Annotated in this window: 12 protein-coding genes and 1 pseudogene; 1 reads left to right on the forward strand and 12 read right to left on the reverse strand. The window is 62.4% G+C overall.

Annotation, left to right across the window (positions count from 1 at the left end; genetic code table 11):
• Positions 1–277: 277 nt before the first annotated feature.
• The 12 genes and pseudogenes from AACY45_RS04460 to AACY45_RS04515 all read right to left on the reverse strand — a co-directional run bounded on the left by AACY45_RS04460 (position 278) and on the right by AACY45_RS04515 (position 17,553).
• Entirely contained in the window at positions 278–3,922 is a 3,645-nt protein-coding gene (locus AACY45_RS04460) for a toxin VasX (protein WP_339544334.1), read from the reverse strand.
• Positions 3,919–4,782 carry a DUF4123 domain-containing protein gene (locus tag AACY45_RS04465; protein ID WP_339544335.1) on the reverse strand — a complete coding sequence of 288 codons (864 nt, stop codon included), beginning with the start codon at positions 4,780–4,782 and terminating at the stop codon, positions 3,919–3,921. Before AACY45_RS04465 ends, AACY45_RS04460 begins: the two co-directional genes overlap by 4 nt.
• Positions 4,782–6,785, reverse strand: a pseudogene (gene tssI, locus AACY45_RS04470) (type VI secretion system tip protein TssI/VgrG). The gene AACY45_RS04465 and the pseudogene tssI overlap by 1 nt, the downstream one beginning before the upstream one ends.
• Before the next feature lie 165 nt (positions 6,786–6,950).
• Positions 6,951–8,591, reverse strand: coding sequence for a BatD family protein (locus AACY45_RS04475; RefSeq protein WP_339544336.1), 1,641 nt, complete (start codon positions 8,589–8,591; stop codon positions 6,951–6,953).
• Positions 8,588–10,351, reverse strand: coding sequence for a vWA domain-containing protein (locus tag AACY45_RS04480; RefSeq protein ID WP_339544337.1), 1,764 nt, complete (start codon positions 10,349–10,351; stop codon positions 8,588–8,590). The genes AACY45_RS04475 and AACY45_RS04480 overlap by 4 nt, the downstream gene beginning before the upstream one ends.
• A complete protein-coding gene (locus AACY45_RS04485) occupies positions 10,348–11,424 on the reverse strand; it encodes a vWA domain-containing protein (protein ID WP_339544338.1) in 1,077 nt (358 codons plus the stop codon). The genes AACY45_RS04480 and AACY45_RS04485 overlap by 4 nt, the downstream gene beginning before the upstream one ends.
• On the reverse strand, positions 11,417–11,911 hold the full coding sequence (locus AACY45_RS04490; RefSeq protein WP_339544339.1) for a DUF4381 domain-containing protein: 495 nt from the start codon (positions 11,909–11,911) through the stop codon (positions 11,417–11,419). Before AACY45_RS04490 ends, AACY45_RS04485 begins: the two co-directional genes overlap by 8 nt.
• Positions 11,908–12,852: a DUF58 domain-containing protein gene (locus AACY45_RS04495; protein WP_339544340.1), complete on the reverse strand. Its 945-nt coding sequence runs from the start codon at positions 12,850–12,852 to the stop codon at positions 11,908–11,910. Before AACY45_RS04495 ends, AACY45_RS04490 begins: the two co-directional genes overlap by 4 nt.
• A gap of 5 nt (positions 12,853–12,857) precedes the next feature.
• Positions 12,858–13,817, reverse strand: coding sequence for an AAA family ATPase (locus AACY45_RS04500; RefSeq protein ID WP_020800601.1), 960 nt, complete (start codon positions 13,815–13,817; stop codon positions 12,858–12,860).
• Positions 13,818–14,149: 332 nt separating this feature from the next.
• Positions 14,150–15,478 carry an MFS transporter gene (locus AACY45_RS04505; RefSeq protein ID WP_339544341.1) on the reverse strand — a complete coding sequence of 443 codons (1,329 nt, stop codon included), beginning with the start codon at positions 15,476–15,478 and terminating at the stop codon, positions 14,150–14,152.
• Positions 15,479–15,541: 63 nt separating this feature from the next.
• A complete protein-coding gene (lhgO, locus tag AACY45_RS04510) occupies positions 15,542–16,735 on the reverse strand; it encodes an L-2-hydroxyglutarate oxidase (protein WP_339544342.1) in 1,194 nt (397 codons plus the stop codon).
• Positions 16,736–16,842: 107 nt separating this feature from the next.
• Entirely contained in the window at positions 16,843–17,553 is a 711-nt protein-coding gene (locus AACY45_RS04515) for a FadR/GntR family transcriptional regulator (RefSeq protein ID WP_339544343.1), read from the reverse strand.
• A gap of 277 nt (positions 17,554–17,830) precedes the next feature.
• On the opposite strand from AACY45_RS04515, the gene AACY45_RS04520 reads away from it, so the two are divergent.
• The gene (locus tag AACY45_RS04520) at positions 17,831–19,210 is read left to right on the forward strand and encodes a hypothetical protein (protein WP_339544344.1); all 1,380 of its coding nucleotides are present in this window, start codon (positions 17,831–17,833) and stop codon (positions 19,208–19,210) included.
• Positions 19,211–19,268: the final 58 nt, after the last annotated feature.

Here is a 19,268-nt window from a genome sequence, read left to right on the forward strand (position 1 = left end):
AACGAGACCGAAAAGAAAGCTGAACAATGGGAATAGAAAAGTAAACATACAGGCCATCGTTAAAGGGCCTCCTAATATGACTTGCCATGAGAACACCTGCGGCGATCCCAGCCCGATGTCCATGTACACCCCATTCAACTCCCCGATATGTGGGCCATGGGGGGGCAGCGGTGTCGGCAATGGCAGCGGTGCGAGATAGGTGATCTTCCCGCTTGGAAAGGGTTCTACATCCCCGGCTTTGCGGGATTGCTCCAGGCTCGGTGCAGGCATGGGGCCATCAAGGTTGTTGGGCATGGTCGGCCAACTCCAGCAGATGGGTTTCCACCAGCAACATCGGTGGATACTCGGTGACGGTTTGAGGGGCCAGCGCCGGGAAATGCCCCTCAGCACGGGGGTTCAGGTGAATGACGCGGGTGCGGGAAGTCCATTCCCCTGTGGCGCTCAAGGTCTGTATGCAGACCACCAGTTCCAGCGTTTCAGACGCCGGGGTAAATTCGGCGTCAAGGTCCAGCGGATACTCAAGGCACAGCACCAACCGGTCGGGCTCTGCTTGCGCGATGCGCAGGCTGTTCACGACCTCATCGCTGATGACAGTCTTGCGCTCTTGCGGGGCACCACGACGGTGAAGGGGAACGGAAATACGGTGGGCACCGATTCCCAGGCGGTGAACCGGCTTACCGCTTAAGGGGGGCTGGAAGTCATTGAGATTGAGCCTTGGCAGCACCAGGTGAATGTCTTTGGGCTGGGCCTTGCGCAACAGGTTTTTCAGCCACGAGTCATGCTCGTTCGGACCGAGTTGCGCATAAGGGGCGTGCAGCAAACGGGCTAGATAGTGCTGGTAATCATCCAGGGTATGGTCGCAGCGCTCATCGCTGTCCAGGCTCCAGGGCGTGGTTCTCAGCCACTTGTCGTGGGCGCTGATGTTGTAGCGGTTAAAAAGCCAGGCACCGCCGAACTCCATCACGGTAAATAAGGCGCCGGCCAGGTTGAGCCGGAAAAACACTGTTGATAGGCGTGTGCCGGCAGCGGTCCAGGCGGCTGTTCGAGCCGCGCCCCCTCGTGCGATCAGTACTTTAAAAGTTGCGTGTACAGTATGACTAAGGCCATGAGTGCCTACAGCAACCATGCCGCTGGCACCGACTGTCGCAAGGGCCGCACTGCTCTGGGCCGCTCGGTTTCCGCTGCGCGTGGCCTGCTGCCAATTCTGATGTTGGGTATTGAGGCTGGACAATGAAGATGCTAGACCAAAGCCGTAGGTAAAGAAGCCCAGTCCCACATGTAACTTTCCCATCTGCACATGCACATTCTGCAAGGCGTGATGCTGAAAAGCGGCGACGAGATCGGCGCTACGTGCTTTAAGGGCTGTGTCCGAGAGACTCTGCGCCGCTGCGAAGCCGGTAGATCCGGTGGCCACCGCCGCACACAACAATGGCCCAATAGTTCGTTTGTTTCCTGACTGTTTGATCGTCTCTTTGAAGATCGAAACCAAATTCACCGCCTGCACCAAAAACACCAACAACCCGACCCCTTCGCTCTTGATCAGGTTGGCATTCGGCACCTCCTGAACCCCCAACCGAATATTCCCCAGCAAACGCCGCACCTCTTGCTGCTGCGCCGGCGGAAACACCACGGTCACTCCCGCTCGAGCCGGTGTGGCGCCGTAGGTGCGTACCGACTGATCCGGCAGTTCGGCAATCGGGCTCAGTGCATCCGCCAGTCTGCCTTCGAACTGAGTCAACACCGCACGCACCCGAACGATCTCGTTCTGCAACTCGACCGCCCGCGGCGTCTTGTGGCCGGCCCAGTTTTTGTTGTGGATGAACCGTTTGCGTTCGTCGGTCAGGCTCTTGAGGTACTCGCGCTCGCTGAGTACGTCCTTGATGTTGGTTTGCAGCGCCGCGTGTTCTTGCGCGGTGGCAAGGGTGAAGGTCACCCCGGTGGTTTTCGCCGCATCGAGGATCCGCGCCGGCAGTGCCTTGGGCAGGTGGCGAAAGAGTTCGTCGAGGTCGGGGATTTTTCCTCCAGCCAGATCGAAACCTTCCAGCGCCCGACTCAGTCCCAGGTTCAACGCGGGGCTGTAGCTGTGTTGCACCGCATCCGCGACGGCACGGGTGTGGTCGGGTAAGTCGTCGAGGGCGGGCAGGTGGGGTTGTTCGATTTTCTGCAGGGCTTGCAGCCAGTAGGGCAGGTTGTTAAACAGGCCGATGCCGGCGTTGGACAACACGCTGTATTGCACCAGCAGTTCAGGCCGAATGCGCAGCGGCAAGGTATAGAACAGCGGTCGCGTCAGCTCCGGGTGTTGTTCCAGGTAGCCGAGCAGGGTTTTGCTGGTCTGGTCGCTGCGGCAGATGTCTTTGAGGCAGGCGTATTCGGCCGCGAGGACCTCGCCCAGTTGCTGCAGATTCTGCGCGTCGTAGTACCAGGCCGAGCGATGGTAGTGGCCGGCACACACCAGTTGTGTGCGGTCGGCGGTGATGCGATCGAGCAAGCGGTTCCAGCGACCGAGGTCGGCACGCAGCCGAAACAGCGCGCTGTCCATGGTGGTGCGGTCGATGAGATCGTTGATCCCGCGCTTGCCGGTGAAGTCGGAGCCCTCGACCACGTCCGTGATGCGTTTGTTTTGCTCCTTGCCGAGCTTGATCAGGGTTTTGAGGTGGCGTTCGACGAAGTCGGCGGGGGCGAGCTTGAAATGTTCGCGAGTGTAGTAACGACGGTCGGCATCGTCACTGGCGCGACCATGGGCCGTGAAGTCGGGGGTGGCGCCTTGGTACCTGGCCATCTCGAAAGCTTCGGCATGAGCCTCCTTGCGCAACTGCACCAGCTCCGGGGGAGCCGACACGTCTACCGGCTCGACCTTGCCGCCCTTGTTCAGGTAGTCCAGCAAGGCTTTGCGGGTGTGTGCCCGAGTCGGCTCGGGCACCTGTTGCAGATCGCCAAGCAGGGCCTTGACCTTCGGGTCGTCGCTGGCATCGGCCAGGTTATCGATATCCGTCGGGCTGAGCAGGCTCAGGGATTCGATGTAGCAGGCCAGCAAGTAATCGCGTGCGTTGTGGTCGGTATTGCTCCAGTCGTCGACCCAGCCGACCACCGTGTCCTGATACTCGGCCAGGTCGCGCAGCACGCCGAGGTCGTCCTGCACCAGCAGGAACAGCGTGTCGTCCTGATAAGGCCCGCGAACCCGTCCCAGAAAGTCGCCGATATGTGCCTCGCGAAAGCGCCGAGGCTGTTCCCACAGATAGGGTTCACGTTCGTGTTCGGGGGCGTCGCTGACCTGCACTGCCGGTAATAGAACGCCCGGCGGCAGTGGGTTGGCGGCGAGTTCGGCTTCCAGCTCGGTGCGGTCCTTGGCGGCTTGGGCCTGCTGGGCCGGCACCGTAGCGATTTCCGCCAACCAGCGTTTGCCTTGCTCGACGGTGAGCAGGTGGGTGCCACCGTTTTCACAATTCACCGGGCCGAGGTCGACGACCTGCATGAAGTGGTCGCGCTCCTCGCGGCTATCGAGCACCTGATGGCATTTGACTGCGGTCCACTGCACCTCGGCGAATGCCACATGCAGGGTGCTGTGCCGTGAAAAAATCAGCGCGGGACACTCCTCGATGGGCGTGCGCTGATCGCAGTCGACCTTGGCACCCTTGTGCAGCAAGGCACTGACCTGTCCGTCGAGTATCTGGTATTCATGCAGGTGACGGGTGACGCTGTCGATCACGTACAGCCAGCCATCGCGCAGGCTGCGGATGCCCAGCGGACGGGTTTGGAGGGTGTAGGGCAGTTTCAGTTCGGCGCTGGGGTCGAGCAGCTTTTCGACCAGGCCGTAGCGCAAGGGCAGCAGTTGCACGTGGGTTTGCCGCAAGGGGCAGGTTCCGAAGGAGCCGATGGCGCTTTTGGACGCTACTGCGGCAGCGAGGTTGGCAGGTGCGGTCATGAGCGTTCCCTTTCAGTGGCCCAGCGGTGGGCCAGGTGAGCGGCCAGCGCAACGCGCTCGCCGGGCGATTGCAGCGAGGGCGCATGGAGCAATTGGGCGATGTGCGGATGCTGGTCCAGCGTCGACCCGTTCAGCCAGGCCATGACGTTGGCGTAATAGTAACGCTCGGATTGGCTGCTCAACCCCAAGGTGCTGGCCTCGGCCGCCAGCTGTTCAAGCCTTGGCCAGCGCTCGGCCACGGTTTCACCGACCAGATAGCGGGGGAAAAAACGGAGCAAGTGTGTGTCGAGTTCGAGCAGCGCGCGACGTCGATCGACCTGATTCAGCGCGGCATTCTGTTCGGGGCTCAGGCGAAAGGGGGTGGGGAGCTCCGCTGGTTGGGGCAGTCGAGGTGCATGACGATGCCAGTTCGCACCGAGGTGATCGGCCGTCACCACGCAAGAAAGGGGGCCGAACAAGCGCTGGTCGCCGCTGCCGAACAGGGCGTGTGCAACCCCGGCATCTGCCAGGCGCAGCAGGGTCTTGTGCTCCTCGGCAGGTTCCACGATCAGCAGTTTGCGCAAGTGCTGTGCGACGGAATGTGCCGGCTCCTGGCTGAACAACAGCACGCCCCATTCTTCGTGCGCGTGCTCCAGATAAAACTGAAAAATCGGTTCGTCAGGTTGTTGGACTGTCACCAGCAGCGGGGAAACATCGCGCAGCGCATAAAAAGGCGGGTAGTCGTACAGCGCGAGCTTGCTGGCTGCGGGGGCCAGTCTCGCGACAAGTGCCGGTAGATCGGGCCGTGTCGCGCCATCCAGTAACAGGAATGACCGGTGATCGGCCCATGGCAGGTCTTCAGGCAGCAACGTCGAGAGCATCATGTTTGGGCTACCTCGCAAATCAGGCAACGTGAGCTGCGTGTTGAAACCAGCGCATGGCGTTGTTGTGCTGCGTCGAATGTCACTTTCAGCAAGGGCTGCGCGCCGGGTATCAACGGCTCTGCCGGCAGGCCTACGGCCAGGGCGCCGCCCTGCAGAATCGGTACGCTGCTGAAAATGCCTTCCGGTCCGAGCGTCAGCCAGTGACCGCCAGCCTGGAGTGTCAGGTTGGCTCCGCCATCGATGACGACGTGTTGCCCGGCGCTGAGATGGATGTGCTGCGTGGCACTGAGTTGCTGACTGGTGAGGCGAATGTGTTGGTCTCCGTGGACCAGCAGGTGATCGCCCTGTTTGAGCTCGGTCAGGCGGTTGCCATGGGTGAAGTGATGTTCTTCACCGCGCAGCTCGTGGCTGGCAGTGCCGCCGACCACCACGGTGCGCTGGTTGTCGACTTGAATGCGTTCGTCGTTGAGTACCAGTTGTACGAAGTCGCGCTGGGCACGCACGGCGATTTCCTCGGCGCCTTTTCTGTCCTCGATGCGCAACTCGTTGTAGCCATCACCACCGGGGCTGCTCTGGCTGCGAAATATGCTGGCGGTGTACTCGGCAGGCAGGTTCAGTGGCACGGGGGTCTCTGCGTTAGGCAGGCAGCCAAGGACGAAGGGTTTGTCAGGGTCGCCATCGGTAAACCCCACCAGCACTTCCATGCCGACCCGCGGGATCAGCACACTGCCATAACGGTCATGGGCCCAGCCGCTGGCGACCCGTAGCCAGCAACTGGAGTGTTCGTTGTGTTGGCCATCACGGTCCCACGCCAGTTGAACTGTCACCCGGCCGTACTCGTCGCAGTAGATCTCTTCGCCGGGCGGGCCGGTGATCACCGCATGCTGATGGCCTGTCATCCGTGGCTTGGGGTGCTCAAGGGGCGGGCGAAAGAACACGTCCCATGGCGTGGCGACGAAGTGGTTGCGATAGCCCTGACTGAAACCATCCTCCTGGCTAAGGTCCGTGATCAACTCGCGCAGCACCTGGGGTTGTTTGCCAACATGCTCGACCTCGGTCAGTAGCCACAGGCCATTCCAGTCTTGCTGTGGATGCTCGACCATGTCGAGGAAATGCCCGCTGCGCAGGGCGTTTTGATCGCTGCGTCCGCGGGCTTGTCGGTAGTCGGCGCGGTGGCGCTCCAGAGCGCGGTTGGCCAGGTAATTGCCGTGCTTGCGTTGGGTGAATCGCCCTGGGAAGGCGTAGTCCTCAAGGTGCGGTAGTGCTGCGTGCCTGATCGCGCTGTCGAGTTGCAGGCGTGGCTTTTCGAAGTCGTAATCCCGACGGCTGACGTGGGTCGTGCGGGTTTCCAGGCGCAGGTTGAAACGGTCGATGATCGGTTGTTCTGCAACCAGGCCGCTGTCTTGTACATAGGCCGTCGGTCGGGACGGTTTCGGGAACACGGTCTGATCATCGCCCACTACCAGCACATGAGCGGTGGCCTTGTGCTGGAAGTGGAAGTGCAACCCTTCCTCTTCGCACAGGCGCTGGATGAACGTCAGGTCGGTTTCCTGGTATTGCACGCAATAGAGGCGTGGCGGGTAGTCCGCGCTCAATTGAAAGCGCCAGACGTCGGACTGCATCCCCTGTTCAGTCAGCACCTTGGCGATGATCTGCGGCACGCTAAGGTGCTGAAAAATACGTTAGTTATAACGGTGGGCGAGGTAGGCCAGGCGCGGCGCAAGGGTTATCTGATAGTGGTTCAGATGGTTGCCAGAGTCGCCTTGGGCGATGCGATAGATCAGGCCGTGAATGCCAGTCTCGTCGGGGCCGAAGGTCAGAAAGGCTGGGCGGTGCAGCAACGACTCGAGATCGAGTCTCGCGTATTCGCTGACCAGTTTAAGCTCGACCGTGTAAGGCCGGTTCAGCGCTTCTTTGGCGTGAAACTCCAGCACGTCGAGAGTGTAGGAAAACCCTTCAATGTCGAGACGGAAAACCACTTGGTTGGCAGCGTCGAACATCCACAGATCCTTGTGCGTTTTTAAAAGCACAGGACTCTGCGGGGTGTCACCCAGGGAGCGCAGTCAGTCAGATCTTTATCTGCTGTAGGACGTGTCGCTTAAATGTTGCGTATGGACAAAAGAACTGATGGCGAGGACGTTTTTTCCTCGCCACAGGGGACGATTTTATTTGGGGTAAAGCGGCGGCAAGCCACTGTCGCCCACGGGGTCCTGGACCCGTTCGGCGGTGGGGATGGCGCGGATCGCGCGCCACAGGTCTTCGCCTTGCCAGTGTTGCCCGGTTTCGCTGTAGAGCGCGCCGTTGAGGCCGTCGAGGGCGTCGGACAGCGGCACGAAACGCGCCGCCATGTCGGCCAGGGTTTCCGGTTGCTGGCGCGCCCAGGCGTCCAACGCCTGGCGGGTGGCTTGGGGGTCGTTGGCCTGGCTGGCGCGCTTGAGGTCGTCAAGCAGGGTGCGCGGGCTCGGCCCGGTCTGGGCGGCCCGCAGGATCGCCGGTTGCCAACGCGCGCGCCACCACAGGCCGAAGCCCAGCAACGTGGTGCAGGACAGGATCAGCGTAGCGAGCTTCCAGTACCACAGCGCTTCGCTGTCGAGTGTGGGCTGGGCCGGCGCGTTGCCGGCCGGGGTGTCGACCATCAGGCTCGGATTGTTCAGGATCTGCAGGGTACGGGCCGGCAGGCTGCTGCGTTCCAGGCGATCTTCGTCGGTGTTCCACCACACCACCTCCACGGCCGGCAATTCGATGGTGCCGCTGCGCGTCGGGACCAGGGCTTCGCGGTCCTCGCGGCTGCCGATCAGCCCCCGCTCGTTGTGCTGAGTGCTCAACTGGGGTTGGTCGGGGTAACGCCGCAAGCCGCTGACGTCGGTTGCCGGCAAGGGTGGCAGTTGGGAGCTGGCCAGGCCTTCAGCCTTGAGGGTCAGGCTGCGGGTCAGCGAGTCGCCGACCTGGCTGCGGTCCGGTTCCGGGCTCCAGCTTTCCCCCAGGCTCAGGCTGCGGGCCGGTAGCCACGGGGTGTCCGCCGGATACTCGGCAGGCTTGGCCTTGACGGTGAGGGAGGTCTGGGCGGAGCTGACGCGCAGCAGCTTGCCGGATTTCGGCCCCTGGGCGGCTGGGTCCTGGCTCGGCTGGGCGTCCACCAGGGTAGCGCTGAAGATCTGCGGCGGGATGCTCAAGACACCGCTGTGCTGGGGGTAGATCCCATAACGTTGCTCGATCACACCATGGCGCAGGTCATTGATGACTTTTTCGTAGGTGCGCGACTCGCCCAGTGGTTCGACGCGCGCATCGGGAATTTGCAGTGGCGTGATGTTGCTGTCGTCGTACAGCGACACCGAGTGGTAGATGCGCAGGGTCAGGATGGCCTGGGCCTGCACGTAGACGCTGTCCTGATCCAGGCTGGCCTCCACGAACACCGGTGCCAGCTTACTCGGGGTGTCCTGGGTCTGGCTTTGCACCACATTCAGTTCAATCGGCTCACTGGTGAACTCCCCCAGTTGCAGCGGCGCAATCACCACGGTGCCGTTGGTTTTGGGCAGCAGGGTGATGATCCAGCGGGTGGTGGCGTGGTTTTCGCCGTTGAGGCTGGTCAACTGGTTGACCTGGCGGGTGCCGCGCACTTCGAACTGCGCTTGCAGGGCACTGAGGTCGGGTTTGCCGAAGAGTGTGACGTCGCTGGACTCCAGGGTCAGCTCCACCGTTTCCCCGGAGCTCAACTGGTTGCGGTCGACACTGGCGACCAGGCCCGCCGCCTGGGTTTGCAGGGTGCAGAACAGCAGGCCGAGTAAGAGTGCGGTGCAGCGAGTCATCGAGTTGTTCCCTGATCTTGATGTTGTTGCTGTTCGTACCAGAACTTGCGTCTTAGCAGTTCTCCCGGCTCATCGGGGATTTTACGCAGCCATTGCTCCAGTGCTTCGCGGTGCTCGCCATTGAAGTCGGTGTCGGCGCTGCTCAGCGGCGGGGTGGTGGTTCGTTCGTCCCCCAACTCACTGCCCGGCACTTCATTATTGCCTGGTTGGGGCGGGTGCTCGGGGGGGAGGGGCGGCACGGGGGGATTCTCCACCACGGGCTCGCCTGGCTCGTTTGGCGTCTCGGCGGGCTGCTCTTCGCTGTTGGACGGCGGTGTCGACGCACCCGGTGGTGAAGTGTGCGCGCTGGATGGCGGGGTTTGCTCGGTGGGCGGTTCGGGCTCGGTGGCGGGCGGCGTGGCGTTCTGCTTGAGCAGGGCCTCCACCAGGGCCTTGTTGGTTTGTGCCGGGCGCAGTTCCGGTTGCAGCTCCAGGGCTTGCTCGTAGGCATCCAGCGCAGCCTCCAGCTCACCGCCCTTGGCCAGGGCATTGCCGCGATTGTAGTGGGCACGGGCATCGCTGCCCTGGGCGAATCGTTCGGCGGCCGCGGCGTACTGGCCGGCCTCGTACAGCGCCACCCCTTGCCATTGCGGGTCCTGGAAATGTTCGGCGGCGGCCAGCGGTTGCTTCTGCCGAAGCAGGTGCAGGCCCTGTTGATCAGGGCGCAACCACAGGTCGTTGAACTCGAAGGCCTGGCTCGGCTGCGGCAGCATGAACAGCAGGGGCAGGCACAGTAGCCAGCCCCTGCGCCCGGCACAAGCGGCCAGCAGCAACAGCGGCAGCAACAGCCAGTAGCCCTGGTCGGCCCAGGTGTCGAGGCGCAAGGTCTGGCCGTCGTCGCGCAAACGATGGGGGGCGTCAAACAGGCCCAGGCCGCGCAGGTCATTGTCATCCACCCGCGCCTGGCGGTACCGGCCGCCCAGTTCATTGGCAAAGGCTTTCAGGCTGGGGCTGTCCAGGCGCGGCACCAGGATCGCGCCCTGGGCGTCCTTGAGGAAGCTGCCATCTTCGGCGGTGACGGGCGCCCCCTGGGGCGTGCCGATGCCGAGCATCAACCACTGCGGTGCCTGCCCGCGCAGGGCCTGGGCAATACCCTGGCGCTCCTGTTCGCTGAGGGAGGAGCCGATCAGCAGGATGCGACCCTGGCCCAGGGCGCCGCGCTCCAGCAAGGTCAAGGCCTTGGTCACGGCGAGGTCGGCGCGCTGGCCGACTTGCGGCATGATCGAGGGCTTGAGGGCTTCGAGCAGGTTGCGGCTGGTGGTCAGGTCGTCCGACAGCGGCACCAGGGTGTGGGCGCTGCCGGAATACACGACGATCGCCGTTTGCGCATCGCTGCGGCTCTGCAGCAGGTCGAGCAGTTTGCGCCGCGCTTGTTCCAGGCGCGTCGGCGTCACGTCGGTGGCGAGCATTTGCGGGGTCAGTTCGAGCAGGACCACCAGCGGGTCGGCGGGTTTTTGCGCAGACTGTTCGACCCGGTCCCAGCTCGGACCGAGCAGCGCCAGCACGGCCAGCAGCCACCCCAGGCCGAGGACGATCCACGGCGTCTTGCTTTCACGACCATTGCCGCCCTTGAGCAGTGCGGCGTGAAAGGCCGGCGGCAGGATCATCTGCCAGCGCCCGGCGCGTTTTTGCCGGTGCCAGAGTTGCCACAGCAACCAGCCCAGCAGCGGCAGGAGCAACCACCACCAGGGGCGGAACCAATGGGGCCAGAGGTCGATCATCGACGCCTCCGCAGACGCAGGCGTTTGAGCCGTTGGCGCCAGTCCGGGTGTTGTTGCAGAAAGTGCGACGAGCTGAACAGGCGTTGCAGCGGGTTGTGCGGCCAGCGCTCGCGAATCGCCAGCAGCATGCTCATCAGCAATGCCGCCGCCAATGGCCAGCTGTACAACGCCTGGGCGGGGCGGGCCTGGGTGGGTTGCTGGATCACCGGTTCGAGTTCATCGAGGGTTTGTTTGATTGCTTCCAGCTCGGCACCGTCGCGGGCGCGGAAATAGCGCCCGCCGGTGGCCTTGGCAATCGCCTGGAGCGCCGGCTCGTCAAGGTCCAGGCTCGGGTTGAGGCCGAGCAGGCCCAGGGTCCCGGTTTGTTCCGGGTCGGCACCGATACCGATGGGGTAGATCTTCACGCCTTCCTCGGCTGCCAGGCGGGCCGCCGTCAGGGGATCGATTTCCCCACCATTGTTGGCGCCGTCGGTGACCAGGATCAGCACCCGGCTTTGCGCCGGACGCTGGCGCAGGCGCTTGAGGGCCAGGCCGATGGCATCGCCAATGGCGGTGTTCTTGCCGGCGATACCGATCCGCGCCTCGTCGAGCCAGACCCGCACGGTGCGTCGGTCGAACGTCAGCGGGGCCTGCAGGTAGGCCTGACTGCCGAACAGGATCAGGCCGACCCGATCACCGTCGCGCTGTTCAAGAAAGTCCCCCAGCAGGTGCTGGACCAGCGCCAGGCGGCTGACGTCTTCGCCTTGCCACTGCATATCGGGAAAGTCCATCGAGCCGGACACGTCGACAGCCACCAGCAGGTCGCGGCCGCTGGCGGCGATCGGCAAGGGCTCACCCAGCCATTGTGGGCGAGCAGCGGCCACCAGCAGCAGTAACCACAGGACAATGAACGGAGCCTGCTGGCGCCAGGCCGGCAGGTTGGCGCGGGCGCGGCGGCGCGCCAGGCCTTCGAGGTCGCTGAGGAAGCTGACTTTGAGCACCGGTTCGCCGCTGTCAGCCACTGGCAGCAGGACGCGCATCAGCCACGGCAGCGGCAGCAAGGCGAACATCCACGGCCAGGCGAACTCAAACATGTTTGCGGATCCAGGTGTCGATGGCCTGCGTCAGGCCGGCGATGGCCTTGTCATCGAGTTTGCATTCCGGCTTGTAGGCGCCTTCGACCAGGATCATCCAGCGGGTGAGGCCGGCCGCCGGGCAACGGTTATCGAGGAACGCCAGCCATTTGCGGCCGTTGAGGGTGTGGCTCTGGCTGTAGGGGTAGTCGTTGCGGCACAGGCGCTTGAGCAAGCCGTTGAGTTGTTGCAGCCAGGCCCCCGCCGGTGCGCCGTCGTAGGGCTTGGGCATCTGGGCCAACTCGGCCAGCGCCGCGATCCGCAGAGGGTCCAGAGGCTGTTCGGCGCGCACCAGGTTGCGCTTGACCGGCAGGAACCGGCGCAACTGCCACAGGCCAAATCCGAGTGCCGGCAACAGCAGGAGCAATAGCCACCAGCCCGGGGCCGGCGGCCAGAACGGGATCGGCGGTGGGGTCATCAATGGCTGCAACTGCTCGAGACTGCTCATTGGCTTTTTCCCGGGCGTTGCGGGTTCAGGTATTCGCGCAATTGCTCGACCATTTCGCTCTGGGTGCTCAGGGGCATCAGCAGCACCCGCAGTTTTTGCGCCAGCAACTCCCAACGGGCGATACGCGCTTCGGCCTGGGCGCGATAGCTCTGGCGCAGGTCGAGGTTCAGGGTGTCGAGCTCCAGTTGCGCGCCGTGCTCGGCAAAACGCAACAGGCCGGCGGCGGGCAGGGCGTGGTCCAGGGGATCGGACAGCGGCAGCAGCAACAGATCGCAATGGCGGGAGAGCAGGCTCAGTTGTTGTTCGGCGCCCTCGGTCAGGGCGCGTTCGTCACAGATCACGATCACCAGGCTGCCGGGGCGCAGCACTTCCCGGGCGCGGCGCAGGGCCATGCCGAGGTCGTCGCTGGCCGGCTCACCTTCAGTGCTCAGGCTCTGGTTGACCCGCACCAGGCGGTTGAGTAACTGCAGCAGGCTCTGTTTGCTGCGCCGGGGTTTGATCTCGTAGTGCTCGTTGTCACCGTACACCAGCCCGCCCACCCGGTCGTTGTGGCCGAGCGCGGCCCAGCCGATCAGGCTCGCGGCCTGGGCGGCGAGGACCGACTTGAACATCAGGCCGGAACCGAAAAACAAGCGCCGGCTTTGCTCGACCATGATGAAGATCGGCCGCTCGCGCTCTTCGTGAAACAGCTTGGTGTGGGGTTCCTGGGTGCGCGCGGTGACGCGCCAGTCGATGGTGCGCACGTCGTCGCCGGCCTGGTAGACCCGCACCTGGTCGAAGTCCACGCCACGCCCGCGCAGCTTGGAGTGGTGCAGGCCGATCAGCGGGCTGCGCTGGCTCGGCGTGGAAAACAGCTGGACTTCGCGCACGCGATGGCGCATTTCGATCAGTTCCGAGAGGCTGACACGAATGCCCGGCTCGGGCGCTGCGGGGGGGCTCATCGGGGTCAAGCGACGGCTACAACGTCGAGAATCCGCTGGACCACGCGGTCCTGGTCGATACCGGCGGCCTCGGCTTCGAAGGACAGAATGATGCGGTGGCGCAATACGTCGAACAGCACCGCCTGGATGTCCTCGGGGCTGACGAAGTCGCGACCGGCCAGCCAGGCGTGCGCCCGGGCGCAGCGGTCGAGGGCGATCGAGCCCCGCGGGCTGGCGCCGTAGGCGATCCATTCGGCCATTTCCGGGTCGAATTTGCCCGGTGTGCGGGTGGCCATGACCAGTTGCACCAGGTACTCCTCCACGGCGTCGGCCATGTACAACCCAAGGATTTCCTTGCGCGCGGCAAAAATCGCCTGCTGGCTGACCCGGCGTTCGGGCTTGGTTTCGCCATTGAGCGCTTCACCCCGTGCCTGTTGCAGGATTCGCCGTTCGACGGCGGCGTCCGGGAAGCCGATTTTGACGTGCATCAGGAAGCGGTCGAGCTGGGCTTCGGGCAGCGGGTAGGTGCCTTCCTGCTCGATCGGGTTCTGCGTGGCCATCACCAGGAACAGCGGTGACAGCTCGTAAGTGCTGCGTCCGACACTGACCTGGCGTTCGGCCATGGCTTCCAGCAGTGCCGACTGCACTTTGGCTGGGGCCCGGTTGATTTCGTCGGCCAGTACCAGGTTGTGGAAGATCGGCCCTTGCTGGAACACGAAGCTGCCGGTTTCCGGGCGGTAGATCTCGGTGCCGGTGATGTCGGCGGGCAACAGGTCGGGGGTGAACTGGATACGATGGAACTGAGCCTCGATCCCTTCGGCAAGCTCTTTGATGGCCTTGGTCTTGGCCAGGCCTGGTGCGCCCTCGACCAGCATATGGCCGTCAGCGAGCAGGGCGATGAGCAAACGCTCGATGAGCTTTTCCTGGCCGAGAATCTGCGTGGAAAGAAAGGTTCGCAGCGCCAGCAGCGCTTCACGGTGTTCCATCATCGAGTGTTCCTGGAAGAGGCCCGGGGTACACAGCATCAGAAGCGCCCGGGCGGGGGCTGCTACTTTAATCTATCCGGGCCCCTGGCGACTAACGGCACCGGGGAAAAATCTGCAAATAAGTGGGTGGGTATGAGTCACCAAGGGCTCTTGCCCCGCAGGTGCGATGACTCAATGTTCCATAACCCTGTGGGAGCGAGCGTGCTCGCGAAGAACGCAAGGACGCTGCACTGAATCAAGATGGGCGCGACCATCGCGAGCAAGCTCGCTCCTACAGTGGTTTTGGGGGCTTATACGGATACGCCCCTCATGCATATGCCCCCACCCCGTCTTCAGTTCTTGAAGCTGGAATGCTTACGCCCCTGGTCAAACAGCGCAAACACCACCACCAGCACTCCGGAAATCAGCAAAATCACCGCCACGCCGTCAGTGGAGTGGGTCGCCGAGTTCGCCACCAACGCCAGTCCGCCCAAAGGCGCCAGGCCACCGGCGATCGCCGTGCCGATTTCACGACCGGTACCAAACCCCGAAGAGCGCGTCTGGGTCGGGAACTGACGGCTGAGGAACGAGCCCTGGGGGGCGAACATCATGGGGGCGAGGATCCCGGTGCCGATGGCGATGGCCAGGTAGATCATCAGCGGCTCGCCCGTGTTGAGCAGGGTCAGGAACGGATAGGCGAACAGCGCCGAGAGCACACCGCCGAGCATCAGCACTTTTTTGCTGCTCCACGTGTCGCAGAGCCAGCCGAAGCACGGCACGGCAACGATCGCCACCAAGCTGGCAATGGTCACCGACAACGAGGTGACGTGGGCTTCCACCCCCTTGAATTGGGTCAGGTAGGCCAGGGAAAAGGTTTTGAAAATGTAGCTCAGGGCGTTGTAGCCAATCGCCACGAACAGCACCACCACCAGGCCCTTCAGGTCATTCTTGAACAGCAGCTTGAGCGGCGAAACCTGTTCTTTGGCAACAGTTGCGTCGAGTTCCTTGAACTGCGGGGTTTCCGGAATGCTGCGACGTACCCACAGGCCAACACCCACCAGGACGATGCTGCAGATAAACGGGATACGCCAGCCGCCGGACAGCAGGAACTCGTTGCCATTCATGGTCAGCACGTAGACGGTCAGCGACGACAGCAGCAAGCCCAAATTCAGGCCCAGGGCCGGCCAGGCGCCCTGGCTGCCGCGCTTGCCTTCGCTGGCGTGTTCGTAGGACGTGACGGCGGCGCCAGACAGTTCGGCACCCGCGCCCAGGCCCTGGATGATCCGCACCAGCACCAGGATGATCGGTGCCCAGATGCCAATCGAGGCATAGCTGGGGATCAGCCCGATCAGGGTGGTGCACACGCCCATCATGCAGAAGGTGATAACCAGCACTTGCTTGCGGCCGAAACGGTCGCCCAGGTAGCCGAACAGAATGCCGCCAAACGGGCGGGCGATGAAACCAATGGCAAAAGTCGAGAAGGCCAGCAGCGAGGCGACCGCGGGGTTGCTCGGGTCAAAGAAAATTTTCGAGAAGACGATCGCCGCCATGGTGGCGTACAGGTAGAAGTCGTACCACTCCAGCATCGAGCCGAAGATCGTCGCGGCAGCCACCTTGCGCAGGCGTTTTTGCTTTTGGAGCGGGGTTTCCGGGGCGGTCGGGGCCGCTTGATGTACCGACATCGGTGATTTCCTTTGGTCTTTGTAGTTATTTTTTAGTGGGTGAGGGCACCCGTGCAGCGGGGTTCAGCGGTTCTTGAGGATTTTCTCGGCGATCATCTGGCCGATGGGAATGGCCGAGGTCGCGGCCGGCGATGGGGCGTTGCACACGTGCACCATGCGTGGCGTCTCGGCGAACAGGAAGTCGTGCACCAGGGTGCCGTCGCGCATGACCGCCTGGGCGCGGATCCCGGCTTCATAGGGCAGCAGGTCGTCGACTTCCAGCGACGGGCAGTACTTGCGGCACTGTTCCAGGTAGCCACGCTTGAACAGCGAGTTCTTCATCTCCGTGGTGCCGGAGCCGAGGTTGTTCCAGATGGTTTTCCAGAAGCCGGGAAAGCCCGCGTACTCGGCGACGTCGCGCCAGTTGATCGAGAACTTGCGGTAGTTCTCCCGGCCCAGGCCCAGTACGGCGTTGGGACCGACCGTGACGCTGCCATCGATCATCCGTGTCAGGTGAACGCCCAGGAACGGCAGCTCCGGGTCGGGAATCGGGTAGATCAGGTGATTGACGATCTCGTTCCGGGATGCCGGCAGGCGGTAGTACTCGCCACGGAACGGAATGATCTGATGGTCGATCTTGACCCCGGCCAGCTTCGCCAGGCGGTCGGATTGCAAGCCGGCGCACGCCACCAGTTGGCAGGCCTGCCAGACCTGGTCGAGGCTGCTGACGGTGACGCTGTCGGCGCTTTCGCTAATCGCGGTGACGCTGGTCTGCAGGCGGATCTCGCCGCCCGCGGCCTCGATCACCCGGGCCATGGCCTGGCACACCTGGCGGTAGTCGACAATCCCGGTGGCATCGAGAAACAGCCCGCCCAGGCCAACGATGTTGGGCTCGCGGCGGCGCAGTTCGGCGGCATCCAGTTGCTCGACTTTCAGACCGTTCTGTTTCGAACGCTCATACAGCGCATGCATGCGGCTGACTTCCAGTGGCGTCGAGGCCACCAGCAACTTGCCGCAGACGTCGAACTTGATCCGGTGCTCGGTGCAGAACGCCTTGGTCGCTTCGGCGCCACGCTTGCACAGGTCAGCCTTGAGGCTGCCGGGGGCGTAGTAGATGCCGGCGTGGATCACGCCACTGTTGTGCCCGGTCTGGTGTTGCGCCAGCACCGCTTCCTTTTCCAGGATCAGCAAGGTAGCGCCGGGCTGGCGTTCGAGCAGCGCCATGGCAGTGGCGAGGCCGACGATGCCGCCGCCGATGATGCAATAGTCATAAATCATGCAGGTGTCACCTTGGAGTGCTGGCAGATGGTCTGCTTATCAGGTTGTCAGACAAAGTAATCGGTAAAAAAGACGCCTGGTCGTGGCGTCCTCGCTGTTGTCGGTAATCAGTCGATGCTGGGCAGGTCGATCTTCAGGCGTTTGGCAGCTGCGCGCAGGTGGGCTTCGGCACAGGCGGCCGCCTGGTAACGGTCGCCAGCGGCGATGGCTTCGTACAGCGCCTGGTGCTCACGTCCGGCGTCCGCCGAGCCGCCCACCGAGTGCGCGGCGGAGTTTTCCCACGCCCTGCGCCGGGCTTCGGCCAGTTGGCCGCGCAGGAAATCGTGGAAAGCCACGAAATAGTCATTCTTGCTGGCATCGGCAATCGCCCGGTGGAACTCGACGTCGGCCAGGGCCGCTGCGGCAAATTCGCTGCGCTTGTCGTGCATTTCCTGCAAGGCACTGCGCATGCGCAGCAGGTCTGCTTCGTCGCGGCGCTGGGCGGCGATGGACGCGGCCTGGGTTTCGGTCCACAGGCGCATTTCGAACAGTTGCACCAGGTCTGGCTTGCGGCCTTTCTGGCTGGGGAAGCGGAACACCGTGCCGTTGGGGTTCTGGGAAATGTACGAGCCCAAGCCCCGGCGGCTGATCAGGATGCCATCGGCCTTGAGCTGGGCCACGGCCTCACGTACCACCGAGCGGCTGACATTCAACTGTTCGGTCAATTGCTGTTCGGTGGGCAGGCGCGATTCGGCGGTCAGCCGGCCGGATTCGATTTCTTCGCGGATGGCATTGACCACTCGTTCAACCAGAGAGTCGGGGCGCTGTAGCTGAAGCATGAGGAGTGTGGCTCGTAGGTCAGGTTGTCAGACAATGCCTGTGCGCTGCGGTGATGTCAAGGTGCCCGGCGGTGCGAGTACCGCGCATGTCCGTCGAACTCGCCAGCACTGACGCGTGCTCGAGGCCAGACCCGGTTTGGCCTCGCCAGAGAGTAATCGGGTCTTCAAAGACAGTAGAACTGTTATTTCTAACAGGTCAAAAGCACCGTGCCTCTGTGCTCAACTGGTGCTGCCCCTCTTGCAAGGGAGTCCTTCACTCTAGGAACGGAGCTCTGCCATGAGTACACAGTCGATCAATGTTCAGTCCGAGGCGCTTGATCCTTCTTTTGGTGATCAGGGGGTGCTGACCTTGCCTATTCCCGGCCTGCAAGGAGCCAGGCCTTTACTTGTTCAGGCATTACCGGAAGGCAAGTCGCTGCTGGTGTTCGGGGGGGCAGAAACGGCGCCGATTTACATTGCGCGGCTACACGAGTCGGGGGCCCTTGATCAGTCGTTTGGACAGCAGGGTGTGGTCGAACTATCGCTCGGTACAACGGACTATTTTTTTCCGAGCGCTATTCACTTGTTAGACAGTAAGGGGTGGCTCATTACTGGCAGGCACAGCGATGAGGATTTCTTCGTTCCGGAGAGTTTGGCCGTCGTACGGCAAAACGAAGATGGTTCGTTCGACACGGCATTTGGTGATGGCGGCAAAGTGATCATCAGGATCGCAGACCTTGTTGAGGATTCTGAAGGTAAAAAGGCGCACTTGGTACGCGACGACGATCAAGATGAACCAGATAAGCACTTGCCAGGGCAGCTGTCCTTGAATGTGTTTTCTGCCGTTCAACCGCAAGCCGGGCGCAAGGAGAAAACGTTGATTAGCGCTACCATCCTGTTCGGTCTTGATGACTTGAAGGGGGTTGTGCTGCGTCTCGATGACCAAGGGAATATCGATAAGACCTTTAATCGAAACGGTTTTCTGCTAGTGGACATTCCCGATGTGACTGAACGCTTCAACTATGGCCGTGGCGTGGTGGTGCAGTCGGACAATAAGGTAGTCGTCTGCGGCTATTTTATGAGTGCCGACCAGGACCACGAGCAAGCCTATGTCATTCGCTACCAAGAGAACGGTACGGTTGATACGCGCTTTGGCAGTCGGGGCGATGGTGTCGTGACACTCGGTGATTCCAACGGATCGTTTGTGCTCACCCGTCTGAGCCTTAAAGCAGATGGCACGATATTAGCTGTGGGGGCCAGAGGAGGGGAGCTGACGAATAGGTCTGAAGGGCTGATGATCAATCTCAATGCGAGCGGCTCATACAATCTTATCTTTAATGACGGTAAACCACTGGTTGTCGACATGAGTCCATTTCAACTTGAGTTTGGACGCTGCACTTTCCAGGCGGATGGGAAGATAGTGGTTGTGGGTACTAACGGCTCGGGCAGGATTGATGAGACGAACAGGCAGTGGATTGGACGCTATCTGGCAAACGGCAAGCTGGATAACAGTTTTGGTGCTGGAAAAGGTTGGACCGAATTCCTGAGTCCAGGTGGGATTAATCGTCTCAACAGTGCTACCTACCTGTCAGATAATCGAATTATCACCTCAAATTTATTGATGCCACAGGAACCGCCCTTCGATTTCGGTGGTTTTCTGGTGCGCTTTGTTGGCTGAAAGAGTGTTCGGCTGGGCGGGATACCTTGAGTCCGTTCCGATCAATGAACCGCGAGTG

The sequence above is a fragment of the Pseudomonas sp. RA_35y_Pfl2_P32 genome, assembly GCF_963970735.1.
Classification (GTDB): Bacteria; Pseudomonadota; Gammaproteobacteria; order Pseudomonadales; family Pseudomonadaceae; genus Aquipseudomonas.

Excerpts from the sequence above, each read along its gene's own strand:
- AACY45_RS04465 (WP_339544335.1), bottom strand. The coding sequence starts at position 4,782 with ATGCTCTCGACGTTGCTGCCTGAAGACCTGCCATGGGCCGATCACCGG.
- AACY45_RS04515 (WP_339544343.1), bottom strand. The coding sequence starts at position 17,553 with ATGCTTCAGCTACAGCGCCCCGACTCTCTGGTTGAACGAGTGGTCAAT.
- AACY45_RS04485 (WP_339544338.1), bottom strand. The coding sequence starts at position 11,424 with ATGTTTGAGTTCGCCTGGCCGTGGATGTTCGCCTTGCTGCCGCTGCCG.
- AACY45_RS04490 (WP_339544339.1), bottom strand. The coding sequence starts at position 11,911 with ATGAGCAGTCTCGAGCAGTTGCAGCCATTGATGACCCCACCGCCGATC.
- AACY45_RS04495 (WP_339544340.1), bottom strand. The coding sequence starts at position 12,852 with ATGAGCCCCCCCGCAGCGCCCGAGCCGGGCATTCGTGTCAGCCTCTCG.
- AACY45_RS04500 (WP_020800601.1), bottom strand. The coding sequence starts at position 13,817 with ATGGAACACCGTGAAGCGCTGCTGGCGCTGCGAACCTTTCTTTCCACG.
- AACY45_RS04520 (WP_339544344.1), top strand. The coding sequence starts at position 17,831 with ATGAGTACACAGTCGATCAATGTTCAGTCCGAGGCGCTTGATCCTTCT.
- AACY45_RS04460 (WP_339544334.1), bottom strand. The coding sequence starts at position 3,922 with ATGACCGCACCTGCCAACCTCGCTGCCGCAGTAGCGTCCAAAAGCGCC.
- lhgO (WP_339544342.1), bottom strand. The coding sequence starts at position 16,735 with ATGATTTATGACTATTGCATCATCGGCGGCGGCATCGTCGGCCTCGCC.
- AACY45_RS04505 (WP_339544341.1), bottom strand. The coding sequence starts at position 15,478 with ATGTCGGTACATCAAGCGGCCCCGACCGCCCCGGAAACCCCGCTCCAA.
- AACY45_RS04480 (WP_339544337.1), bottom strand. The coding sequence starts at position 10,351 with ATGATCGACCTCTGGCCCCATTGGTTCCGCCCCTGGTGGTGGTTGCTC.
- AACY45_RS04475 (WP_339544336.1), bottom strand. The coding sequence starts at position 8,591 with ATGACTCGCTGCACCGCACTCTTACTCGGCCTGCTGTTCTGCACCCTG.